Source organism: Hydrogenophaga sp. (assembly GCF_019635465.1).
Lineage (GTDB): Bacteria > Pseudomonadota > Gammaproteobacteria > Burkholderiales > Burkholderiaceae_C > Hydrogenophaga.
Genome location: NZ_JAHBZK010000014.1, coordinates 84,975 through 105,137, shown reverse-complemented (window position 1 = coordinate 105,137; position 20,163 = coordinate 84,975). Strand labels below are relative to the sequence as shown.

Annotated in this window: 20 protein-coding genes, 1 tRNA gene and 2 riboswitches; of the genes, 8 read left to right on the top strand and 13 right to left on the bottom strand. The window is 67.6% G+C overall.

Going from position 1 to position 20,163, the window contains the following annotated elements; all coding sequences use genetic code 11:
• Nucleotides 1–3 precede the first annotated feature (3 nt).
• Nucleotides 4–1,608, top strand: a complete 1,605-nt coding sequence (locus KF871_RS13830; protein ID WP_291143595.1) for a gamma-glutamyltransferase family protein — start codon at nucleotides 4–6, stop codon at nucleotides 1,606–1,608.
• Nucleotides 1,609–1,640: 32 nt separating this feature from the next.
• Nucleotides 1,641–1,714: transfer RNA gene (locus tag KF871_RS13825), tRNA-Gly, on the top strand.
• Between the two features lie 7 nt (nucleotides 1,715–1,721).
• Here KF871_RS13825 and KF871_RS13820 read toward each other — a convergent pair.
• The 5 genes from KF871_RS13820 to KF871_RS13800 all read right to left on the bottom strand — a co-directional run bounded on the left by KF871_RS13820 (nucleotide 1,722) and on the right by KF871_RS13800 (nucleotide 6,217).
• Nucleotides 1,722–2,633 (bottom strand): ATP-binding protein, encoded by a 912-nt coding sequence (locus tag KF871_RS13820; protein ID WP_291143491.1) that lies wholly within the window; start codon nucleotides 2,631–2,633, stop codon nucleotides 1,722–1,724.
• A 51-nt stretch (nucleotides 2,634–2,684) separates the two neighbouring features.
• Nucleotides 2,685–3,956, bottom strand: coding sequence for a CHASE4 domain-containing protein (locus KF871_RS13815; RefSeq protein WP_291143489.1), 1,272 nt, complete (start codon nucleotides 3,954–3,956; stop codon nucleotides 2,685–2,687).
• A 135-nt stretch (nucleotides 3,957–4,091) separates the two neighbouring features.
• The gene (locus KF871_RS13810) at nucleotides 4,092–4,649 is read right to left on the bottom strand and encodes a TMEM165/GDT1 family protein (protein WP_291143486.1); all 558 of its coding nucleotides are present in this window, start codon (nucleotides 4,647–4,649) and stop codon (nucleotides 4,092–4,094) included.
• A 4-nt stretch (nucleotides 4,650–4,653) separates the two neighbouring features.
• Nucleotides 4,654–4,832: riboswitch (yybP-ykoY riboswitch) on the bottom strand.
• Nucleotides 4,833–4,866: 34 nt separating this feature from the next.
• A complete protein-coding gene (locus tag KF871_RS13805) occupies nucleotides 4,867–5,502 on the bottom strand; it encodes a 3-oxoacid CoA-transferase subunit B (protein ID WP_291143482.1) in 636 nt (211 codons plus the stop codon).
• Between the two features lie 10 nt (nucleotides 5,503–5,512).
• Nucleotides 5,513–6,217 carry a CoA transferase subunit A gene (locus KF871_RS13800; protein WP_291143479.1) on the bottom strand — a complete coding sequence of 235 codons (705 nt, stop codon included), beginning with the start codon at nucleotides 6,215–6,217 and terminating at the stop codon, nucleotides 5,513–5,515.
• 96 nt (nucleotides 6,218–6,313) lie between these two features.
• Here KF871_RS13800 and KF871_RS13795 point away from each other — a divergent pair, with 96 nt between their 5' ends.
• Nucleotides 6,314–6,868, top strand: coding sequence for a PAS and helix-turn-helix domain-containing protein (locus tag KF871_RS13795; protein WP_291143592.1), 555 nt, complete (start codon nucleotides 6,314–6,316; stop codon nucleotides 6,866–6,868).
• 19 nt (nucleotides 6,869–6,887) lie between these two features.
• Here KF871_RS13795 and iaaH read toward each other — a convergent pair whose 3' ends face one another.
• On the bottom strand, nucleotides 6,888–8,324 hold the full coding sequence (gene iaaH / locus KF871_RS13790; protein ID WP_291143590.1) for an indoleacetamide hydrolase: 1,437 nt from the start codon (nucleotides 8,322–8,324) through the stop codon (nucleotides 6,888–6,890).
• A gap of 242 nt (nucleotides 8,325–8,566) precedes the next feature.
• Here iaaH and KF871_RS13785 point away from each other — a divergent pair, with 242 nt between their 5' ends.
• Complete coding sequence (locus KF871_RS13785) at nucleotides 8,567–9,304, top strand: helix-turn-helix transcriptional regulator (protein WP_291143476.1); 738 nt, start codon at nucleotides 8,567–8,569, stop codon at nucleotides 9,302–9,304.
• 12 nt (nucleotides 9,305–9,316) lie between these two features.
• On the opposite strand, the gene KF871_RS13780 is transcribed toward KF871_RS13785, so the two are convergent.
• Nucleotides 9,317–10,279: a Bug family tripartite tricarboxylate transporter substrate binding protein gene (locus KF871_RS13780; protein ID WP_291143473.1), complete on the bottom strand. Its 963-nt coding sequence runs from the start codon at nucleotides 10,277–10,279 to the stop codon at nucleotides 9,317–9,319.
• 28 nt (nucleotides 10,280–10,307) lie between these two features.
• The gene (locus KF871_RS13775) at nucleotides 10,308–10,694 is read right to left on the bottom strand and encodes a carboxymuconolactone decarboxylase family protein (protein WP_291143470.1); all 387 of its coding nucleotides are present in this window, start codon (nucleotides 10,692–10,694) and stop codon (nucleotides 10,308–10,310) included.
• Between the two features lie 164 nt (nucleotides 10,695–10,858).
• Here KF871_RS13775 and KF871_RS13770 point away from each other — a divergent pair, with 164 nt between their 5' ends.
• Nucleotides 10,859–11,452 carry a peroxidase-related enzyme gene (locus KF871_RS13770; RefSeq protein ID WP_291143467.1) on the top strand — a complete coding sequence of 198 codons (594 nt, stop codon included), beginning with the start codon at nucleotides 10,859–10,861 and terminating at the stop codon, nucleotides 11,450–11,452.
• 16 nt (nucleotides 11,453–11,468) lie between these two features.
• On the opposite strand, the gene KF871_RS13765 is transcribed toward KF871_RS13770, so the two are convergent.
• The 4 genes from KF871_RS13765 to KF871_RS13750 all read right to left on the bottom strand — a co-directional run bounded on the left by KF871_RS13765 (nucleotide 11,469) and on the right by KF871_RS13750 (nucleotide 14,971).
• Nucleotides 11,469–12,659 (bottom strand): PQQ-dependent sugar dehydrogenase, encoded by a 1,191-nt coding sequence (locus KF871_RS13765; RefSeq protein ID WP_291143465.1) that lies wholly within the window; start codon nucleotides 12,657–12,659, stop codon nucleotides 11,469–11,471.
• Nucleotides 12,660–12,767: 108 nt separating this feature from the next.
• Nucleotides 12,768–13,190: a thioesterase family protein gene (locus tag KF871_RS13760; RefSeq protein ID WP_291143462.1), complete on the bottom strand. Its 423-nt coding sequence runs from the start codon at nucleotides 13,188–13,190 to the stop codon at nucleotides 12,768–12,770.
• 13 nt (nucleotides 13,191–13,203) lie between these two features.
• Nucleotides 13,204–14,184, bottom strand: coding sequence for a DMT family transporter (locus tag KF871_RS13755; protein WP_291143458.1), 981 nt, complete (start codon nucleotides 14,182–14,184; stop codon nucleotides 13,204–13,206).
• Nucleotides 14,185–14,188: 4 nt separating this feature from the next.
• The gene (locus tag KF871_RS13750; RefSeq protein WP_291143457.1) at nucleotides 14,189–14,971 is read right to left on the bottom strand and encodes an SDR family oxidoreductase; all 783 of its coding nucleotides are present in this window, start codon (nucleotides 14,969–14,971) and stop codon (nucleotides 14,189–14,191) included.
• A gap of 143 nt (nucleotides 14,972–15,114) precedes the next feature.
• Here KF871_RS13750 and KF871_RS13745 point away from each other — a divergent pair, with 143 nt between their 5' ends.
• Complete coding sequence (locus KF871_RS13745) at nucleotides 15,115–16,800, top strand: electron transfer flavoprotein-ubiquinone oxidoreductase (RefSeq protein WP_291143454.1); 1,686 nt, start codon at nucleotides 15,115–15,117, stop codon at nucleotides 16,798–16,800.
• A 163-nt stretch (nucleotides 16,801–16,963) separates the two neighbouring features.
• Complete coding sequence (locus tag KF871_RS13740; RefSeq protein ID WP_291143451.1) at nucleotides 16,964–17,473, top strand: hypothetical protein; 510 nt, start codon at nucleotides 16,964–16,966, stop codon at nucleotides 17,471–17,473.
• A 36-nt stretch (nucleotides 17,474–17,509) separates the two neighbouring features.
• On the opposite strand, the gene ygiD is transcribed toward KF871_RS13740, so the two are convergent.
• On the bottom strand, nucleotides 17,510–18,391 hold the full coding sequence (gene ygiD, locus KF871_RS13735) for a 4,5-DOPA dioxygenase extradiol (protein WP_291143448.1): 882 nt from the start codon (nucleotides 18,389–18,391) through the stop codon (nucleotides 17,510–17,512).
• Nucleotides 18,392–18,840: 449 nt separating this feature from the next.
• Nucleotides 18,841–18,941: riboswitch (glycine riboswitch) on the top strand.
• 57 nt (nucleotides 18,942–18,998) lie between these two features.
• Between ygiD and gcvT the strand changes: the two genes are divergently transcribed.
• Nucleotides 18,999–20,120, top strand: coding sequence for a glycine cleavage system aminomethyltransferase GcvT (gene gcvT, locus KF871_RS13730; protein ID WP_291143445.1), 1,122 nt, complete (start codon nucleotides 18,999–19,001; stop codon nucleotides 20,118–20,120).
• The last annotated feature ends 43 nt before the right edge of the window (nucleotides 20,121–20,163 follow it).

Genomic DNA, 20,163 nt, shown 5'->3' with positions numbered 1-20,163 from the left:
TCGATGTTCACGAACTGGCACAACCCCTACCCTGTCTCGCGCGCGCCGGTGATGGCGCGCAACGTGGTCGCCACCACGCAGCCGCTGGCCGCCCAGGCCGGGCTGCGCATGCTGCTCAAGGGTGGCAACGCGATCGACGCCGCCATTGCGACGGCCGCCGCACTCACCGTGGTCGAGCCCTGCTCCAACGGCCTGGGCAGCGACAACTTCGCCATCGTGTGGGATGGCAAACGCCTGCAGGGCATGAACTCGTCGGGCGCGGCGCCTGCGGGCTGGAACCCGGCGTACTTTCGCGACAAGCACGGCCAGATTCCGCTGCGCGGTTTTGACGCGGTGACGGTGCCAGGCGCCGTGGCCGGCTGGGTGGCGTTGTCCGAGCGCTTCGGTTCGTTGCCGTTTGCCGATCTGCTTGAGCCCGCCATCGAGCTGGCCGAACGCGGCCACGCGGTGGCGCCCGTGATCGCGAAGAAGTGGTCGCAGGCCATGCCGCTGCTGCACGACCAACCCGGCTTTGCCGAGGCTTTTCTGCCCAGGGGTCGCACACCGGTCGCAGGCGAACGCTTCGTCTTCGGCGCCGCCGGCCGCGCCCTGCGCGCCATTGCCGAAACCCGTGGCGAAGCCTTCTACCGCGGCGACATCGCTGCCGCCATCGAGGCCTATGCGCGCGAACACGGTGCCCAGCTGCGCGCCAGCGACCTGGCGGCCCATGCCGTCGAGTGGGTCGACACCATCAGCGTGCCGTTTGCCGGTCACGCGGTGCACGAGCTGCCACCCAATGGCCAGGGTATCGCGGCCCTGATGGCCCTGGGCATGCTGCAGGCCCTGGACATCGGCCAATACGACGTCGACAGTGTTGAAGGCCAGCACCTGCAGATCGAGGCGATCAAGCTGGCGTTTGCCGACACCTACCGCTGGGTGGCGGACCCACGCTTCATGACCGAGGTGCGCGCGGCCGACCTGCTCAACCCCGACTACCTGCGTGAGCGCGCGCGATTGATCGACCCGGTACGCGCCATCGACCCAGGCCCGGGCAAGCCCCCCATGGGTGGCACGGTCTACCTCACCACCGCCGACGCGCAAGGCCGCATGGTGAGCTTCATCCAGAGCAACTACCTGGGCTTTGGCAGCGGCGTGGTGGTGCCCGGCTGGGGCATCAGCCTGCACAACCGCGGCCACGGCTTCACGCTGCAGGACGGCCACCCCAACCAGGTGGCGCCGGGCAAGCGGCCGTTCCACACCATCATCCCGGGCTTCCTCACCCGCGAAGGGCAGCCCGTGATGGGCTTCGGCGTCATGGGCGCCAACATGCAGCCGCAAGGCCATGTACAGACCCTCGTGCGCATGCTGGTGCATGGCCAGCAACCGCAGGCCGCCAGCGACGCGCCGCGCTGGAAATGGGGCAAGGGCCTGGACGTGGACTTCGAGGCCACCATGGACCCGGCGCTGCTGGCCGGCCTCAAGGCCAAAGGCCACCGCTTCGAGCCCACTGCCGACACCTACCTCGACTTCGGCAGTGGCCAGTTCATCGCGCGCTTGAGCGACGACATCGAAGACGGCTACGTGGCCGCCAGCGATTCGCGACGCGACGGGCAGGCGGTCGGCTTCTAGGCGGTGCGGGGGCGGCTAGAATGCCGCCCTGCGCGGGTGTAGTTCAATGGCAGAACGGCAGCTTCCCAAGCTTCATACGAGGGTTCGATTCCCTTCACCCGCTCCACGCACCTTCACCGGCCACGGCCATTCGGCCCGTCGGCAGCGTGGCTCTCCACCGCTTCGTTCAGCACCTTGAGCAGGTCCTCGCTCTCGACCGGCTTCTGAACCACCGCGGCAAACCCCACCGCGTCGAGCTTGAGCGCATCCGTGTCCGACACGTGGGCACTGATCAGCACCATGGGCGGTGGCGCACTCGTGCTGCGGATGCGCTGGGCCAGTTGAAGACCGTTGAGCCGCGGCATCGAAAAATCCGTCAGCACCAGATCCCACAGGTCCGGGTTGACCTGGAAGCGGTCCCAGGCTTCTTCACCGTCGCACACCGGCGTGACCACCCAGCCCTGCCGCTGCAGCAAGATGCTCCAGGCGTCGCGCACGCGTTCGTCGTCCTCGGCGTACAGCAGGTGACGAGCGCCCTTGCGGGCCGGCGTGGGCGTCGGCGCCAGCAATGCCCCCACCGTGCCCGACGACGGCAGCAACACCTCGAAACAGGCACCGGCGCCGGGTTGATTGCGTACCGTGATCGCGCCATGGTGGCGCGAAACGATGCCCTGCACGACGGACAGACCCAGCCCCGTGCCTTTCTCCTGCGGCTTGGTGGTGAAGAAGGGCTCGAACACGCGAGGCAGGTCGTCCTCGGGAATGCCCGGGCCATCGTCCAGAACACTCAGGGACAGGTAGTGCCCGGGCGGCAGGTTCACCGGCGACGGCTCTCCATTGGCCGCAGGCACCTGCCGCAGCCCCACGGTGAGCGTGATCGCGCCCTTGCCGTCCATGGCATCACACGCGTTGATGAGCAGATTGATGACCACCTGCTTGAGTTGCGTCGGGTCCGCCTGCACCCAGTCGTCGGTGGTCTGCAGGTTCATCTGAACGCGGCAACTCCTCAGCAGGCCCAGGGACACCAGCTCGCAGGTCTCGGTCACCAGGGCACCCAGGCGCAAGCGCTCGGTGCGCGGCGCCGCCTGCCGGCCAAACTACAGCAGCTGCCGCATCAGTCCCTTGCCGTAGCGCAACGATTCCAGCGCCTTGTCGAGCGAAGACTTGCTCGGGTGCTCAGGCGACAAATCTTCCTTGGCCAGCAGCACCCACCCTGTCACCGCCGCCAGCGAGTTGTTGAAGTCGTGGGCGATGCCTCCCGCGAAACGGCCGAGCGCTTCGGTCTTCTGGCTGTGCAGCAGTTGCAACTGCAGCGCCTCCTGACGGGCATGCGATTCGACCTGCCGGGCGGAATCCGCGCGCACGCGATCGAGCAAGCCATTGACCCCTTCGCCCAGACCGGACAGTTCGTCGTTGTCGTCTGAGACGTTCAGGCGGGCACTGCCTTCCAGCCCTTGATCGGAAATGGCGGCGAGCTCGCGGTGCATGCGCGCCAGACGGCGCAGAAAGAGGTAATTCAGAAGGAACAGAAACAGCGCGCCAACGATCAGGCCAGCCGTGGCCACTTGCACGGCTGCGGCGATGGCCAGCGCCCGCCCCTGTTCCTTGAGGTCACGCGGCAGGCTCAGCGTGAGTTGCGCGATGACCCGCCCACTCTGGTCGGCGATGGGCGCGCGCGCCAGCAGATGCTGAGCGTCGGCGTCTTCAGAGATTTCTGGCGGCAGGGACGCACCAGCGGCCGGCAGCGTCAGGTTCACCGGGTGCATCACGATCTCGCTGAAGCGGGCCAGTTCGGTGGTGTCGAAGTTGCGCACCATGACCATGGCGCCCTTTGGCGGTGTCCCGGCCGAGAACTGACTGCGAATGGCGGATATGGCCACCAGGTAGAGCGTGTCGCCCGCGCGGTGATAGGTGCGGACCACGGTTTCGCTGGTGGCGTCGGCCAGCACGGAAGACGCCAGACGCTGTACGGTGCGCACCATCGCTGGATCGACCGCCTCCAGCGTTTCGTCCGGCGTGATTTGCGCCCCCTTCAGTGGCTGCCCTTTGCCATCGAGCACCAGCACCTTGGAGATGCGCAGGTACTTCATGTTGTCGGCAGCGAAGTTGTCCGCCATGTACTCGGGCATGTCCCCGCTTACGAAGCTGACGGTGTCGTCCCAGTAGGCGTAGTCCATCAGCGTGGCCGCCAGATCGACCAGTTGCTGATTCAGGATGCGCCCGGCACGGGCGGCCTCCACCGTCGCCTGCTTGCGTTCGAGATCCAAAAAGGATGCCGAAATCGATAGCCTGGAGACGAACGCGGAGGACAGCGTCAGCACGCCAATGGTGATGGCCACCAGGAGGAGCGCTTTGCGTTGCAATTTCATGATCGGCGCGATGGTAGGGGCGTGCGCAAGGCACAGCTATGCAGTTTTCCCTGCTCGCGACAAGTGGAACGTCTCTGGGACGGTCGCCTGTGACATTCGGCACTGAGCGGCAGCAGGTCGCCGCGCCAGCCCAACTCAAGCCACCAGGGCCACCACACCTAACACCGCAAAGATCAGCGCCGCCACCAGGTGCACCACCCGGATCGGCACGCGCCGCGTGAGCGCATCGCCGAAGAACACCACCGGCGCGTTGGCCAGCATCATGCCCAGCGTGGTGCCGATCACGACTGCATACAAAGGTTCGTATTGCGCGCCCAGCGCGATGGTGGCGATCTGCGTCTTGTCGCCCATCTCGGCCAGAAAGAAGGCCCAGGTGGTCGCAGCGAACACACCCAACTGGCGACCGGGTTTGACGTCGTCGTCGTCGAGCTTGTCGGGGATGAGCATCCACACGGCCATGGCGATGAACGACACACCCAACACCCAGCGCATCACCGTTGGCCCCACAGCGGCCATGATCCAGGCACCCGCAGCGCCAGCCAGCGCGTGGTTGAGCAAGGTGGCAACGAGGATGCCAGCCACGATGGGCCAGGGGCGCTTGAAGCGTGCGGCCAGCACCAGAGACAGCAACTGTGTCTTGTCGCCCATTTCGGCGAGGGCGACGATGCCGGTGGACAGGAGAAAGGCTTCCAAGGAAAACTCCAACGGCCGGCAGAAAAACCAAAGACCGCAACGCCTCCCCGGCGCGTGCGGAGGCGGTACGGTCAAAGGTCTTGCCAGGCTGGAAGCTGCGCGCGCCATGGCCTGCGGGCCAAGTCTGTTGACGCGAGCCCCGATGCGCTGGGCACCGGGCGGCTACTCCCCAATGACGGGATGAGGCGGGAGTATACCCACCCCACCTTCGACAGGGTCAGAGCAGGGTAACGCCAGTCTTCGACTGGATGAACTCGCGCGTGACCTCGGGCGCCAGCTCAACGAGCTTGAGGCCCTGCGGCGTCACGTCCATCACGCCCAGGTCGGTGATGACGCGGTCCACCACGCCCACGCCGGTGAGCGGCAGCGTGCACTTGGACAGGATCTTCAGGTCTTCGGTGCCGTCCTTCTTCTTGGCCACGTGCTCCATCAGCACGATGACGCGTGGCACGCCGGCCACCAGGTCCATGGCACCACCCATGCCCTTGACCATCTTGCCGGGGATCATCCAGTTGGCCAGGTCGCCGTGTTCGCTGACCTGCATGGCGCCCAGGATGGACAGGTTGATCTTGCCGCCGCGGATCATGGCGAAGCTGTCGTGGCTGCCGAAGATCGACGAGCCCTTGATGGTGGTCACCGTCTGCTTGCCGGCGTTGATGAGGTCGGCGTCGACCTCGTCTTCGTAGGGGAACGGGCCAATGCCGAGCATGCCGTTCTCGCTCTGCAGCCACACCTCCTTGGTGCCGGTGTGGTTGGCCACCAGCGTGGGAATGCCGATGCCGAGGTTGACGTAGAAGCCGTCCTCGAGTTCCTGCGCCGCACGCGCGGCCATCTGGTCTTGGGTCCAGGGCATGGTGCTCTCCTCAAACTTTCTTGTCGCGGGTGGTGCGCTTTTCGATGCGCTTCTCGGGCGTCGGGTTGTGCACGATGCGGTGCACGTAGATGCCGGGCAGGTGGATGTCGTCGGGGGCCAGTTCACCCGTGGCCACGATGCGCTCGACCTCGACGATGCAGACCTTGCCGGCCATGGCAGCGGCCGGGTTGAAGTTGCGCGCGGTCAGGTTGAAACGCAGGTTGCCGCTGCGGTCGGCCACGTCGGCTTTGACCAACGCCACCTCGGGCACCAGCGAACGCTCCATCACGTAGGTCTCGCCATCGAAATCGCGCAGCTCCTTGCCCTCGGCCACCAGGGTGCCGACGCCGGTCTTGGTGAAGAAGGCCGGGATGCCCGCGCCACCGGCGCGCAGCTTCTCCGCCAGCGTGCCCTGCGGTGTGAATTCGAGCTCGAGTTCGCCGGCCAGGTACTGGCGTTCGAACTCCTTGTTCTCGCCCACGTAGCTGCTGATCATCTTCTTGATCTGGCGCGTGTCGAGCAGCTTGCCCAGCCCGAACCCATCAACGCCCGCGTTGTTGGAGATGACCGTCAGATTCTTGACGCCGCTGTCGCGCAGCGCGTCGATCAGGGCCTCGGGAATGCCGCACAGGCCAAAGCCACCAACAGCCATGAGCTGGCCATCAGCGACCACGCCTTGCAGCGCGGCGGCCGCGCTGGGGTAGATCTTGTTCACGGGGTTTGCCTCCGGTGGAACACGTTGTGAGGAATCGGGGAAGTCGCAACGATACTACGTAGCGGACTACGTAGTATTTCGTAAAGAGCAACCATGATGGACATCGACTACCGACTGGCTTTCGATCTGGCGCCCGTGGGGCTGGCCTTGTCGCGCGAGCGCACCATGGTGGACTGCAACCAGGCCTTGTGCGACATGTTCGGTTTCACGCGCGAACAGATGGTGGGGCAAAGCTTCCAGATCCTCTACCCCAGCGCCGACGAGTACGAGCGCCTGGGCGCCCGCATGACGCCACTGCTAGGGCGAAGCGGCACCTACGCCGACAACCGCATCATGAAGCGCGTCGGTGGCCGCCAGGCGGGAGAGATCTTCTGGTGCCACGTGACCGGTCGTGCCGTCGATCGCAGCCAGCCGCATGCGGCCGGTATCTGGAGCTTCGAGGACCTGAGCTCGACGCGCCCGGTGCGCGCCGAGCTGACCGCCCGCGAGCGCGAGGTGGCGGCGCTCATCATGGACGGCCTGACCAGCAAGCAGATCGGTAAGCTGCTGGCCATCAGCCACCGCACGGTGGAGGTGCACCGCGCCCGCCTGATGCGCAAGTACGGCGCGCACAGCACGCCGGATCTGGTGCACCGCCTGATGAGCGGCTGATGAGCAGGCGCGGGTGCCTTCAACGGCCCGGCGGCACCCGGCCCAGCAGCTGCTCGATGGCCATGCCAATGGCGATCAGGCGCCGATCGCTGCCCGCCGGGCCGTCCAGCTCCAGGCCCACCGGCAGGCCCGACGCAGCACCCAGACCGATCGGCACCTGCAGGCCCGGCAGGCCGGCGTTGCTGCCAGGGTCGGTGTTCTGGATGAACAGCCCGAAGGTCTCCACGCTGCTGGTCTGCGGGCCGGCGTCGGGCGCCACGCGGGGTACGGTCGGAAACACCAGCGCATCCAGCTTGTGCTGGGCGAAGGTATCGGCGTACAGCTTGATCAATGCCGGGCGGTGCGTGTCCATGGCGGCGCGGTACAGCGGCGCCGCGTCCACCAGGCCGCCGGGCGCCGGCAGTTTGCGCGGCACCACCAAGGCGTCGTAGGTGCCCTTCACATCGGGGCTGGCGATGCCCGCCACCAGCTGCGACAGCGTGATGCCGGTGCCGCGCTCGCGCAGGTAGCGCACCATGTCGTCGTGCGCCTCGTACAGCGCCACGGGAAAGCCCACCATGCCATTGAGTTGCATGAGGGTGGGCATCTCCACCGGCACCACGGTCACGCCGGCACCGCGCAGCCGCTGCAAGGCTTGGTCAAACGCGGTGCGCGTGTCGGCATCCAGGTTGGCCATGAAGGCCGATGCCAGGCCCACCCGAACGCCCTGCAAGGACGCGGGAGCTGTAGGCGCGCCACCAGCGATGACGCTGTCGAGCAAGGCCAGATCGCGGGCGGACACGGCCATGGGGCCAGCCGTGTCGCGGGTGTGCGAGATCGGCACGATGCCGGTCTGGGGATAGCGGCCCACCGTGGGGCGCAGCGACGCGCAGCCGTTGAGCGCGCAGGGCAGGCGCACCGAGCCGCCGGTGTCGGTGCCCAGACCGGCCGGCGCCATGCGCGCACCGATCGCCACCGCAGTGCCGGATGACGACCCACCGGACATCTTCGTCGGGTCGTAGGCATTGCGCACGCCGACCTGCGGGCCGGTGTTGTAGGCCGGGTTGTAGCCAGAGATGCCGAAGGCCAGCTCGTGCATGTTGGTCTTGCCAAGCAGCACTGCGCCGGCTGAGCGCAACTTCGCCAGCACCGGGGCATCGCCCTTGGGCACAAAGCCCTTGAGTGCCGGGGTGCCGCCCGTGGTGGGCAGGCCGCCCGCCTCGATGTTGTCCTTCACCACGATGGGCACGCCCTGCAACGGCAGGCAGGCGGCACCGCTGGCGCGGCGGGCATCGGCCGCTCGGGCGGCGGCCAGCGCACCGGCCTCGTCAAGCGTGACGAAGGCGTTCAGCCCGGTGCGCGCCTTGGCCCGCTCAAGGTAGGCACGGGTCAGGGCCTCGCTGCTGATGCGGCCACTGCAGATGGCGGCGGCCGCGTCGCTGGCACTCAGCGCCGTGATGTCGGGCGCAGGGCCCATGGTGTTGGCGCAACCGGCCAGCGCTGTGACCAGCGCCAGCGTCGATACGGTGAAAACAAGGCGAAGCATGGCGATCCCTCCAGGGTGTTGGTGGCAGCGCCCACTGTGCGCCGCAGGTCGCCCGCCGTCTGTCCTGAGGATTGATGACATGCGCCACCACGGCATGGCCCTTGCACACCGGTCGCTGCGCCCCCTCACATGCCCGGATTGACCCGCCCCGCCCTCGCCGCTAGCCTGCCGCCATGCACCTCTCGCCCACCGAACAAACGCAGCTCTCCGCGTGCTTTGCCCTGCTGGCGCAAGACCTCAACGCGCACGACATCCGGGCGCGGTTGGGCGAGCAGCTGTTGCGGCTGTTCCGTGCCGAACACTTTGCGTCCTACGTCTGGGACGATGCGGCGGGCCGGTTCGACCATGGGGTGGCGATCAACATGGACCCGGGCAATCTGCAGCGCTACGACGCCTGGTACCAGTTCCGCGACCCGATCACCTTTCGCCTGCAGCAACACCGCCGCGCCACGTTGGTCAGCGAGGTGTTGCCGCGCAACGAGCTGCTGCGCTGCGAGTTCTTCAACGACTTTCTGGCGCGCGACGGCCTGCATTGGGGCATCAACCTGCACGCCTTCGACGGCCCTCAGGCGCTGGGCGACCTGCGCATCTGGCGTGGACGCAAGGGCCGCGAGTTTGCCGACCACGAGCGCGAGCTGCTGCAGTTCATCGAACCGGCCTTCGTGTCGGCCCTGCGGCGGGCCCGCGACGCGCGCAGACCCGAGACGGCACTGCTGCCCGATGGGTCGACCGCATTGAGTCCACGCGAGTCGGCGGTGGCACGCTGTGTTGCACGCGGCCTCACCGACAAGGAAATCGCGCGCGAGCTGGGCATCGGCCTGCCCAGCGTTCGCACCTACCTGCAGCGCGTGTTCGACAAGCTGGGCGTGCACCGGCGCGCCGCCCTGGCGCGCCTGGTCGACCGGCTCTGAGCCGGTCGCGCCTCACTGCGGCTGGTAGCCGCTGTCCTTGATGATCTTCGCCCAAACCTCACGGTAGGCGGCTTCGCGCTTGCCGAGTTCGGCACCGCTCATGAAGCCGACCGTCAGGCCCATGCCCACCAGCTTGCCGTTGACGTCGGGCATGGCGATCACCTTCTGCACCGCCGCGGCCAGGCGCTCCAGGGTGGCTGGCGGCGTGCCGGCCGGCGCGAAGATGCCGTAGTAAGGCACCTCCTCAAAGCCCTTGATGCCCAGCTCGGCGAAGGTGGGCACATCGGGCATGGCCGCCTGGCGCTGCGTGCCCATGACGGCCACCACCCGCAACTTGCCGGCCTTGTGGTTTTCGATGAAGTCAGGCACCGAGCCCACACCGGCGGGAATCTGGTTGCCCAGCATGTCGCCCATCATCGGCGCGCTGCCCCGGTACGGTGCGGCCACGAGGTCGAGCCCATAGTGGCGCGCGATCATCTGCACCGCGAACTGCGGCGTGGACGCCGGCGCCGGGATGCCCACCGCGCTCTTGCCGCCAGCCGCCTTGACGCTGTCCACCCAGCCCTTGAAGTCTTTGGCCGGGGTGCCACCCGACAGCGCAATCGCGTTCACGAAAGTGGCGAAGCCAGCCACCGGCACGAAGTCCTTCGCGGGCTCGAAGCCCGGCGCCTTCATGGTCATCGGCAGGATGGTGACGCTGTGGTCGTGGCTCAGAAACACCGTGCTGCCGTCAGGCGTGGCGGCCTTCAGGGCCTGCGCGGCCAGCTGGCCACCTGCGCCGGGCTTGTTCTCGACCACCACCGCATGGCCGAGTTCGGCCGGCAGTTTCTCGGCCAGGATGCGGGCGATGGCGTCGCTGCCGCCACCGGGCGGAAAGCCCACCAGGATGCGGGTGGTGGTCTGGGCCTGAGCCAGGCCGGCGGCCAGCGCCAGGGACGCCGCGATGACCACGCGACGGGACACAAACAGGGACATCAACAATCTCCAGAGAGGAAAGGGAAATTCAGTTGCCTTCGCCGTCGACCACGCTGGCCGCGGTGCGAAAGGCCTCGACGGCGGCGGGAATGCCGCAGTACGCCGCCAGGTGCAGCAACACCTCTTGCAATTCCTGGGCCGAGGCGCCGTTGTTGAGCGCACCGCGCACGTGCCCCTTGAGCTCGTGCTGTTTGCCCATGGCGGCCAGCATGGCCACGGTGATGAGGCTGCGCGTCTTGAGGTCGAGCACCCCGCGCTGCCACACATCGCCCCAGGCACGGCGCGTGATGTGGTGTTGCATGGGTTCGGTGAACGGCGTCATGGTGCCGAAGGCACGGGCCACGAAGTCCTCACCCATGACCTGGGTGCGGGTGGCCAGGCCACGCTGGAAGTCGGGATCGTCGGGGAGGGACATGGTGGTTGGGCGTTGGGCGTTGGGCGTTGGGCGTTGGCTTGGGGGATGTGCGCTCAACGCAGAACGCTCAACCCCCAACGAACACCGGAAGGGGGCACAACGATAGCGCAGTCGTGGTCGATACTCGGGGCCGACATTCCCACACCGCACACGGAGACAACCCGATGACCCAGACGGCCCGCTACCCCCTGCCCGACCTCAACACCCTGCCCGAGGACATCCGGGCCCGCATCGTGGAGGTGCAGGAAAAGTCCGGCTTCATCCCCAATGTTTTTCTGGCACTCGCCCGTCGCCCGGCCGAATGGCGTGCCTTCTTCGCCTACCACGACGCTCTGATGCTCAAGGAGGGCGGCAGCCTGAGCAAGGGCGACCGCGAGATGATCGTCACCGCCACCAGCGCCGCCAACCACTGCCTGTACTGCGTGGTGGCGCACGGCGCCATCCTGCGCATCTACGAGAAGAAGCCGCTGGTGGCCGACCAGGTGGCCATCAACCACCGCAAGGCCGACATCTCACCGCGCCAGCGCGCCATGCTCGACTTTGCGATGAAGGTCTGCCTGCACTCCAACGAGGTTGGCGACGACGACTTCGCCGCCCTGCACGCGCACGGCTTCGACGACGAGGACATCTGGGACATCACCGCCATCACGGCCTTCTTCGGCCTGTCCAACCGCATGGCCAACGTCACCGGCATGGCACCCAACCCGGAGTTCTATTTGCTGGGCCGCGTGCCCAAGGCCAAGCCGGCAGCCGCCTGAGGCACCTGGCGCCGGCTCAGGCGTTCACGCGCAGCAACCGCCCGCTGTCGGTGAGCAGGCGCAGGCGGCCGTCCGGCCCCTGCACCACATGCCGCAGACGTTCGCCCAGCGACGTCAGCAAGCGCTCGCGCCCCACCACGGTGGCACCGTCGAGCTGCAGTCGCCACAAGGCCTGGCCCGCCAACGCGCCGACAAACAGGCTGCGTAGCCAGTGCGCCGGCCCAATCCCGGTGAAGAAACACATGCCGCAAGGCGCCGTCGAACTCTTGGCGCCACCCGTCCACGCCGAGCCGTCGATGGTTTCCCACACCGACGCCGGCTGCTCCATGCCGAAGTTGGACGTGCCGATGCCGACCTGGGTCGTGGTGCCGTACTCCTGCCCATAGCTGATGACCGGCCAGCCGTAGTTGAGTCCGGCCAGGGTGCGGTTGACCTCGTCGCCGCCTTGCGGACCGTGCTCGCTGGTCCACAGCTCGCCGGTGTCCGGGTGCAGTGCGGCGCCCTGCGGGTTGCGGTGCCCGTAGCTCCAGAGTTCGGCCTGCGCACCCGCGGTGCCCAGGAAGGGGTTGCCGGGCGCGGCCACGCCGTCGGTGGTGATGCGCGCGACCTTGCCGTTGCCGCGCGACAAGTCCTGTGCGTACACGCGCTGGTCGTTGCTCTGCCGGTCACCCAGCGTCACGAACAACCGCCCCTGCGTGTCGAACACCAGTCGCGAGCCGAAATGCGCGGTGCCCGCCACCTTGGGCAACTGGCGGTAGATGATGGTCAGACCTACGAGGTTGCTGGAACCCAGGTCGAGCTCGGCGCGCGCCACGGCGGTGCCGTTTAACGACGGGTTGCCCGTGTCGGCCTCCGAGAAACTCAGGTAGATGCGCCGGTTGGTGGCATAGGCGGGGTCGAGTGCGATGTCGAGCAGACCGCCCTGTCCACTGGTGGCGGTCACCGCGGGCAAGCCGCTGATCGATTGCCGGCTGGAGGCATCGGCCGACAGCAACCACAACTGCCCCAACCGCCCGGTGACCAGCATGCGCCCATCGGGCAGGAAGGCCATGCCCCAGGGGCTGGTGAGCCCGTTGGCCAGTTCGGTGGCCGTCACCACGGTGGTGGTGGGGATGAAGGCCGCCGTGTTGGTGCTGCCCGGTGGCGTGGACGACGCGGCACTGTCGCCGCCACCGCCACACGAGACCAGGGGCGCGGCAAGCGCCACGACCGCGGTTCGGCGCGAAATCCTGTTGGGGGTCAAACCAGCCATCGGGGCATGCTAGGCACCACGCCCCCCGATGGCTGCAAGCATTTGTGACCGGACGCGGGTGCTTCAGTCTTCGAGATGACGGCGCAGCAGATCAGGGATCGGCGCCGACTTCTGCGCCGGAAAGTTCACCCACACCGTGGTGGCCCCGCCCGAGGCATACACCGTGTCCGGGTCATCGCTGCGCGTGAGCGTGCACCAGCTCTCGAAGCTGGTGCGACCGGTGTCGCTCACGTACATGGTGGCGATCACCTCGCCGGGGAATTCGAGCTGTTTGTGAAAGGTGCAGAACGCGTTGATGATCACCGGCCCTTCACCCAGCGGGTCGGGCTGACAGCCGATGGAGCGCATCCATTCGATGCGGATCGTCTCCAGGTAGCGGAAGTACACCGTGTTGTTCACGTGGCCCATCGCATCCATGTCGCCCCAGCGAATGGGAATGGTCATGCGATGGACTTGCTTCTTCTTTTCAGGCAGTTCGAATTTCATGGGTGCGGACGCCTCAGCGGTGGGCGCGGATGGAAAACAGGATGCCCAGCACGAACAGCAGGCAGGCCAGCCACTGCAGGGCGGCCGGCCATTGCGCGGTCCAGACAAAGGTGAAGAGCAGGCCGAACACGGTCTCGCTCACGATGAGCTGACCGGCGAGGCTGGCACTCAGGCGGCGGCTGGCCATGTTCCACAGGACCGACGCGATCCACGCGGCCCCCACGCCAGTGACCACGCACACCACCACGAACAAGCCGAAGCGCGGCTGCTCGACCAGCTGCGCGGGCGCGCTGCCCGCCACGACCCAGATGGCCAATGCGCCCAGGCCCGCAGCCACGCCCAGCCAGTTGGCCCACAGCGTGGAGTTGACCTCCGGATGGCGCGCCAGCCAGCGCGCATTGAGCAAACCGAACGCCGTCCACGATGCCGCCGCCAGCGCGGCGAGGCAAACGCCCAGCCACAGGTTGGTGCCGGTGCCGGCGTCGCCGTGCGCAGTGGATCGCATCATGAGCGCGATACCGGCGGCCGTGAGCAGCAAACCGGGCAGCAGGCTGCCCCAACGCAGGCCGGCGGGTTTGCCCAGCAGCATGAGCCACAGCGGAATGGTGCCGATGATCAGCACCGGCAGGCCCGCGCCCGCGGCCTGGATGGCCAGCACCAGCAGCAGGTAGTACCCGGTGTAGCCGAGCACGCTCAGGCCCAGCGCGGCGCAGACCTGGGGCAAGGTCGGTCGACGCCATTCGCCGCGCAGCGCAGCCCAGGCCAGCAACAGCACCGACAGCAACGCACTGGCCAGGTAGCGCCCCACGGTGAGATCGACCGTGCTGAACTCGGGAACGATCAGTGGCGCCACAAAGGTGGTGCCCCAGAAGGCCCCCGCGCCCAGGCCGGCGAGGATGCCCAGACCGGGAACACCGCGGAACCGGCTTTGCCGGGCCGCCGGTGTTGCCCCCCTCAGGGGGGTGAGGCCGAAGGCGGCGCGGGGGGTGTCCAAGGCCTTACACCCCGAAGCCGTCGTCGGCCGCGATCACCGCGCCGTTGATGAAGTGGCTCTCGTTGGCGCACAGCATCACGAGCAGCGCGTCCAAATCGGCCGGCTGGCCCACGCGCTTTCGCGGCAGCATCTGGACCAGCTTCTGCCCTTGCTCGGTCTGCCAGTGTTCGTGGTTGATTTCGGTGTCGATGTAGCCCGGGCAGATGGCATTGACGTTGATGCCGAATCGGCCCCACTCCACCGCCATGGCCTTGGTCATCTGCACCACGGCCGCCTTGCTCATGCAGTACACGCCGATCTGCGGCAACACCTTCAGGCCCGCCATGGACGCGATGTTGACGATGCGCCCGCCCACCCAGGTGCCGGGGGCCGCGCCCTTGGCGCGCGCGATCATGCGCTTGCCCACCTCTTGCGCCACGAAGAAGGCGCCCTTGGTGTTGGTGTCAAGCACGAAGTCGTAGTCGGCCTCGGTCACGTCCTGCAGGCGCTGCGTGGTGCTCACACCGGAGTTGTTGATCAGGATGTCGATCGGGCCGACCTCGGTCTCGGCGTGGGCGATCGCGGCCTTGATCGAAGCCAGGTCGGTCACGTCCAGCGCCACCACATAGGCCTCGCCGCCTTCAGCCTCGATGTGCGCGCGAAGGTTCATGAGCCGGTCGGTACGTCGGCTGGCCAGCACCACCGCAGCGCCGGCCTTGGCCAGCGTTTTGGCAAACTGCGCACCCAGGCCGCTGGAGGCGCCGGTCACAAGGGCCACGCGGCCCGACAGATCGAGGGTGTAGGCCATGGCCATGTCTCCTGAGTTCCAGATTTACGAACGATCGTTCGATTTTGTGCATGCGCCGCATAAAATGCGGTCCGCTCCGGGACACAGGCCCACCGCAAGGGTGGCCCCCCGGAGATCGACAACCATTATCAGTGAGACCCCCCATGACGCATGACGAGATCCTGGCCCAGTTCGGTCCCCGCGAAGCCATGGAGTACGACGTGGTCGTGGTCGGTGCCGGCCCGGCCGGCCTGTCCACCGCCATCCGCCTCAAGCAGATCGCCGCCGACAAAGGCACCGAGATCAACGTCTGCGTGCTGGAGAAAGGGTCCGAGCCGGGCGCCCACATCCTGTCGGGTGCGGTGATGGACCCGCGCGCCATCACCGAGCTCTTCCCCGACTGGAAAGAACGCGGTGCCCCGCTGAACCAGCCCGTCACCGGCGATGACCTGCTGGTGCTCAGCGAAAGCAGCGCCAGCCGAACGCCCGACTTCCTGGTGCCACGCAACTTCCACAACCACGGCTGCTATGTGATCAGCCTGGGCAACGTGACCAAATGGCTGGCCGAGCAGGCCGAGGCGCTGGGCGTGGAAATCTTCCCCGGCTTCACCGCCGCCGAAGTGCTCTACAACGACGACGGCTCGGTCAAGGGTGTGGCCACCGGCAACCAGGGCGTGGGCAAGGACGGCGAGCCCACCGACGCCTTCCAGCTCGGCATGGAGCTGCACGCCAAGTACACGGTGTTCGCCGAGGGTGCGCGCGGCCACCTGGGCAAGCAGCTCATCGCAAAGTTCAAGCTTGACGAAGGCAAGGACACCCAGACTTTCGCGATCGGCATCAAGGAGCTGTGGGAGATCCCCGCCGACAAGGCCAAACCCGGCCTGGTGGTGCACACCGCCGGCTGGCCCATGGCCGACGACACCTTTGGCGGCGGCTTCCTCTACCACCTCGAAGGCAACAAGGTCACGCTGGGCTTCGTCATCGGGCTGGACTACCAGAACCCCTGGATGTCGCCCTTCGAGGAAATGCAGCGCTGGAAAACGCATCCGGCCATCAAGGCCCACATCGAAGGCGGCAAGCGCCTGGGCTACGGCGCGCGCGCCATCAACAACGGCACGCCGCAGGCCCTGCCCAAGACGGTGTTCCCGGGTGGTGCCCTGGTGGGCTGCGACGCTGGCTACCTCAACGCCGCGCGCATCAAGGGCAGCCATGCGGCCATCAAGAGCGGCATGCTGTGCGCCGAGGCCGCCTACGACGCCGTCACGGCCGGGCGCAGCAGCGACGAACTGGACGCCTACCCAGCCGCCTTCGAAAAGAGCTGGCTGCACGAAGAACTCTGGCAGACCCGCAACTTCAAGGCCTGGTTCAAGAAGGGCCCGCTCATGGGCAAGCTCATGACCGGTATCGAGCAATGGTTCCTGCCCAAGGTGGGCGTGAGCGCGCCGCCCTGGACGCTGCACAACACCACACCCGATCACACCAAGCTCAAGCCGGCCGACCAGATGCCGAAGATCGCCTACCCCAAGCCGGACGGCGTCATCAGCTTCGACCGCCTCTCCAGCGTCTTCGTCTCCAACACCAACCACGAAGAGAACCAGCCAGCGCACCTCACGCTCAAGAACAGCACGGTGCCGGTGCAGATCAACCTGGCCCAATACGCCGGCCCCGAGAGCCGCTACTGCCCCGCTGGCGTGTACGAGTTCGTCAAGAGCGACGACGGCAGCGACCGCCTGCAGATCAACGCCCAGAACTGCGTGCACTGCAAGACCTGCGACATCAAGGACCCCACCCAGAACATCGTCTGGGTCACGCCCGAGGGGGGCGGCGGGCCGAACTACGCCGGGATGTGACGCGCGGCGCTGCGAATGTCCGCGGGGATGTGACGCGCACCGTGTGATCCCTCACGCCGCCCGCCAAAAGCCGCCTCCGGGCGGCTTTTTCATGTGCCGATGACACGCAAGCGTCACCCGGCCTGCGCAGAGTGCTTCCACCAATGAAGCACCCACCGCACCCATGCTGAACAAGACCGACAAGGGCCGACAGGAGCTGCTGCCCGGCCAGCGCACCCTCGGCCAGCGCGAGCGCGCCATCCTGCTGGTTGCCGACGGGCGCAAGGCCACCGCCTCCTTGCATGCACTGTTTCACGGCGACGGCCGGGCCATCGTCGAGGCGCTGGTGGCGGGCGGCTACCTGGCAGAGGAATCGACAGCGACAGTCGCCACGCCAGCCGCCGCTGCACCCACCCTTCGCGGCTCTGTGGACACCTTCAGCGGCCCGCGCTCCCTGGCCAGTGCGCGCATGTTCCTGTTCGACCTGTCGGACCGCATGTTCGCGCCGCGCGACCGGGCGCTGGCCGATCGCTACCGCAACGCACTGCGCGAGGCGCGCGACGCCGACGCCATGCTGGCGGTCGCGCGCGAGATGCTCTCGGACATCGAACAACACGCCGGCGCCGATCGTGCGCAATCAGTGGCCGAGCGATTGTTCAAGGTGCTGCCCAGCGCGACCGCCGAGGCCGCTTAGGCCGCTTGGGCCGCCTGAGGACCGCGCGCGTCCGACTCACCCCCACTGCAGGCAGCGCATCGACAGCGTGCCGGCGTGAAAGCCCTCGTAGGTAGTGGTCAGCTTCTCGCGCGGATCGCTGGCGCCCAGCGCATACAGGAACGGCCAGTAGTGATCGGGCGTGGGCACGGCCATGGCCGCGCCCGCACCCAGGCGTTCGTACTGCATGAGGCGCTGTTCGTTCTGAAAGCTTCGGTCTGCCAAGGCATCGCGCACGGCGGCATCGAAGTCTCGCGCCCAGGGCGTCGCCCCCGCAGCCGAAGGCGGCGCATTGCGCACCGTGGCACGGAGGTTGTGCACGATGTTGCCGCTGCCCACGATCAGCACACCCCGATCGCGCAGGGCGGCCAGCTCGCGCCCCAGCGCGTGGTGCACCGCCCCGGGGGCCGAGTAGTCGATCGACAACTGGAAGGTCGGCACCTCCGCCTTCGGAATCAGGTGATGGAGCACCGTCCAGGTGCCATGGTCCAGCCCCCAGTCGTCGCTCTCGGCCACCTTGCGCGACTTGACCAGCGCGCGCACGATCTGCGCGGTTTCGGGCGCGCCCGGCGCGGGGTACTGCATGTCGTGCAGCGCCTGCGGAAAGCCACCGAAGTCGTGAATGGTGCGCGGGCGGGCCTGCACGTCCACCAGGGTGGCGCCAGGCGTCAGCCAGTGCGCCGACACCGACAGGATGGCCGCCGGGCGTGGCAGGCGCTGACCCCAGGCCGCCAGTGTCTGGGTGAAGGCGTTGTCCGAGATGGCGTTCATCGGGCTGCCGTGGCCGATGAAGATCACCGGCATGCGCTGTCGCGGGGCAGCTCCACCGGTGGCTGCTTCCACCAGCGGTGTGACGGCCGCAAGCGCGGACAAGGAACTGAGCAAACGACGGCGGTTCATGTGAAGGATCAAGGTGACGACCGGCTTGCGATCGAAGGAGTGCACGGAGGTTCCCGGCTAGAATCCGCCGCATTGTTCAGGAGAGTGTTCCCTAGGGATGCTCTGCAAAACCCCCGCCATGCGCGTTCGGGTCCACAACGGGATGGATGGCGTGCCTGCTTGGCGCCGTGTGTGCCGGTGGCACACACAAGCCAACAGGTGCGCCAGACGCCCGTTGTGGGCCGAACCCGAAGGGCCGCGATCTGGCGGGCGATCCGCTGCGTTGCGAATGCGGGCAAGCCGTCCGGGCTTGCCCTGGCATTCGCGCCTTGCGGCTCATCCCGCCAGATCGCGGCGCGCACGGCGCGGGTTTTGCAGAGCACCCCTTGTGGAACCGCCGAAGGCGCAGGGGCTGATGCCAGCCCCGAACGCTCAGGCAAAAGGACTGGCAAACGCGCGCCGCGAGGCGGGCGATCCCCCCTGGAGAGAGGCCCGGCAACGGGTCCACCGAAGGAGCAAACGCGGCATCGCCCGCGCGAATCTCTCAGGTAAAGCGGACAGTGGGGCAGCACACGGCACGCGCCGTGCTTCGCCCCATCGGGGGCCTGCCCCAGCCAGAGAGTCCGCCTTGACCGATCCCTTGCTTCAAACCCCGCTGCACGCCCTGCACCTCGAACTGGGTGCGCGCATGGTGCCTTTTGCCGGCTACAGCATGCCGGTGCAGTACCCGGCGGGCCTGATGGCCGAGCACCTGCACACCCGCAGTGCGGCCGGCCTGTTCGACGTCTCCCACATGGGGCAGCTGCGCTTGATCGGTCCGGACGCGGCGACCGCCTTCGAGCGCCTGATGCCGGTGGACGTGATCGGCTTGGCGCCGGGCAAGCAGCGCTACGGCCTGCTGCTCACCGACGAGGGCACGATCATCGACGACCTGATGTTCGTCAACCGCGACGACCACCTCTTCGTGATCGTCAATGGCGCCTGCAAACACGGGGACCTGAAGCACATCGTCGATCGCATTGGCTCACGCTGCGCGGTCGAGCCCCAATTCGACCGTGGCCTGCTGGCCTTGCAGGGCCCGCAGGCCGTCACTGCGCTGCAGCGCCTGCTGCCCGGCGTCGAGAAACTGGTCTTCATGACCGGCGGCGCCTTCGAGTGGAAAGGCAAGCCGGTGTTCGCCACCCGCAGCGGCTACACCGGCGAAGACGGCTTCGAGCTTTCGCTGGCCGCGGCCGACACCGAGGCCTTTGCGCGTGCGCTGCTGGCGCAACCCGAGGTCAAGCCCGTGGGCCTGGGCGCGCGCAACTCGCTGCGGCTGGAAGCCGGTCTGTGCCTGTACGGCAACGACATCGACACCACCACCACGCCGGTAGAGGCCGCGCTCAACTGGGCCATGCAGAAGGTGCGCCGCACCGGCGGTGCGCGCGCCGGCGGCTTCCCCGGCGCCGATCGCGTGCTGGCGCAGCTGGATGGCACCCGGCCGGCGCAACGCGTGCGCGTGGGCCTGATCGCGCAGGAGCGCGTGCCGGTGCGCGACCACACCGAGTTGCACAGCGAAGCCGGTGAACGCATGGGCGAAGTCACCAGCGGCCTGCTCGGCCCCAGCATCAACCAGCCCATTGCCATGGGCTACCTGCCCCCTGCGCTGGCCGCGGCGGGCACCCGCGTGAACGCCCTGGTGCGCGGCAAGCCCGTGCCCATGGTGGTGGCCCCCATGCCGTTCGTGCCCAACCGGTATTACCGCGGCTGAGCACAGCCTTCCCGATCAACCCCTTCCATCCCACAGGAGCTTC

Coding starts and splice junctions, on each gene's coding strand:
- KF871_RS13830 (WP_291143595.1), top strand. CDS start 4: ATGTTCACGAACTGGCACAACCCCTACCCTGTCTCGCGCGCGCCGGTG.
- KF871_RS13815 (WP_291143489.1), bottom strand. CDS start 3,956: ATGAAATTGCAACGCAAAGCGCTCCTCCTGGTGGCCATCACCATTGGC.
- KF871_RS13805 (WP_291143482.1), bottom strand. CDS start 5,502: ATGCCCTGGACCCAAGACCAGATGGCCGCGCGTGCGGCGCAGGAACTC.
- KF871_RS13795 (WP_291143592.1), top strand. CDS start 6,314: ATGGACATCGACTACCGACTGGCTTTCGATCTGGCGCCCGTGGGGCTG.
- iaaH (WP_291143590.1), bottom strand. CDS start 8,324: ATGGGCCCTGCGCCCGACATCACGGCGCTGAGTGCCAGCGACGCGGCC.
- KF871_RS13785 (WP_291143476.1), top strand. CDS start 8,567: ATGCACCTCTCGCCCACCGAACAAACGCAGCTCTCCGCGTGCTTTGCC.
- KF871_RS13780 (WP_291143473.1), bottom strand. CDS start 10,279: ATGTCCCTGTTTGTGTCCCGTCGCGTGGTCATCGCGGCGTCCCTGGCG.
- KF871_RS13775 (WP_291143470.1), bottom strand. CDS start 10,694: ATGTCCCTCCCCGACGATCCCGACTTCCAGCGTGGCCTGGCCACCCGC.
- KF871_RS13770 (WP_291143467.1), top strand. CDS start 10,859: ATGACCCAGACGGCCCGCTACCCCCTGCCCGACCTCAACACCCTGCCC.
- KF871_RS13760 (WP_291143462.1), bottom strand. CDS start 13,190: ATGAAATTCGAACTGCCTGAAAAGAAGAAGCAAGTCCATCGCATGACC.
- KF871_RS13750 (WP_291143457.1), bottom strand. CDS start 14,971: ATGGCCTACACCCTCGATCTGTCGGGCCGCGTGGCCCTTGTGACCGGC.
- KF871_RS13745 (WP_291143454.1), top strand. CDS start 15,115: ATGACGCATGACGAGATCCTGGCCCAGTTCGGTCCCCGCGAAGCCATG.
- KF871_RS13740 (WP_291143451.1), top strand. CDS start 16,964: ATGCTGAACAAGACCGACAAGGGCCGACAGGAGCTGCTGCCCGGCCAG.
- ygiD (WP_291143448.1), bottom strand. CDS start 18,391: ATGAACCGCCGTCGTTTGCTCAGTTCCTTGTCCGCGCTTGCGGCCGTC.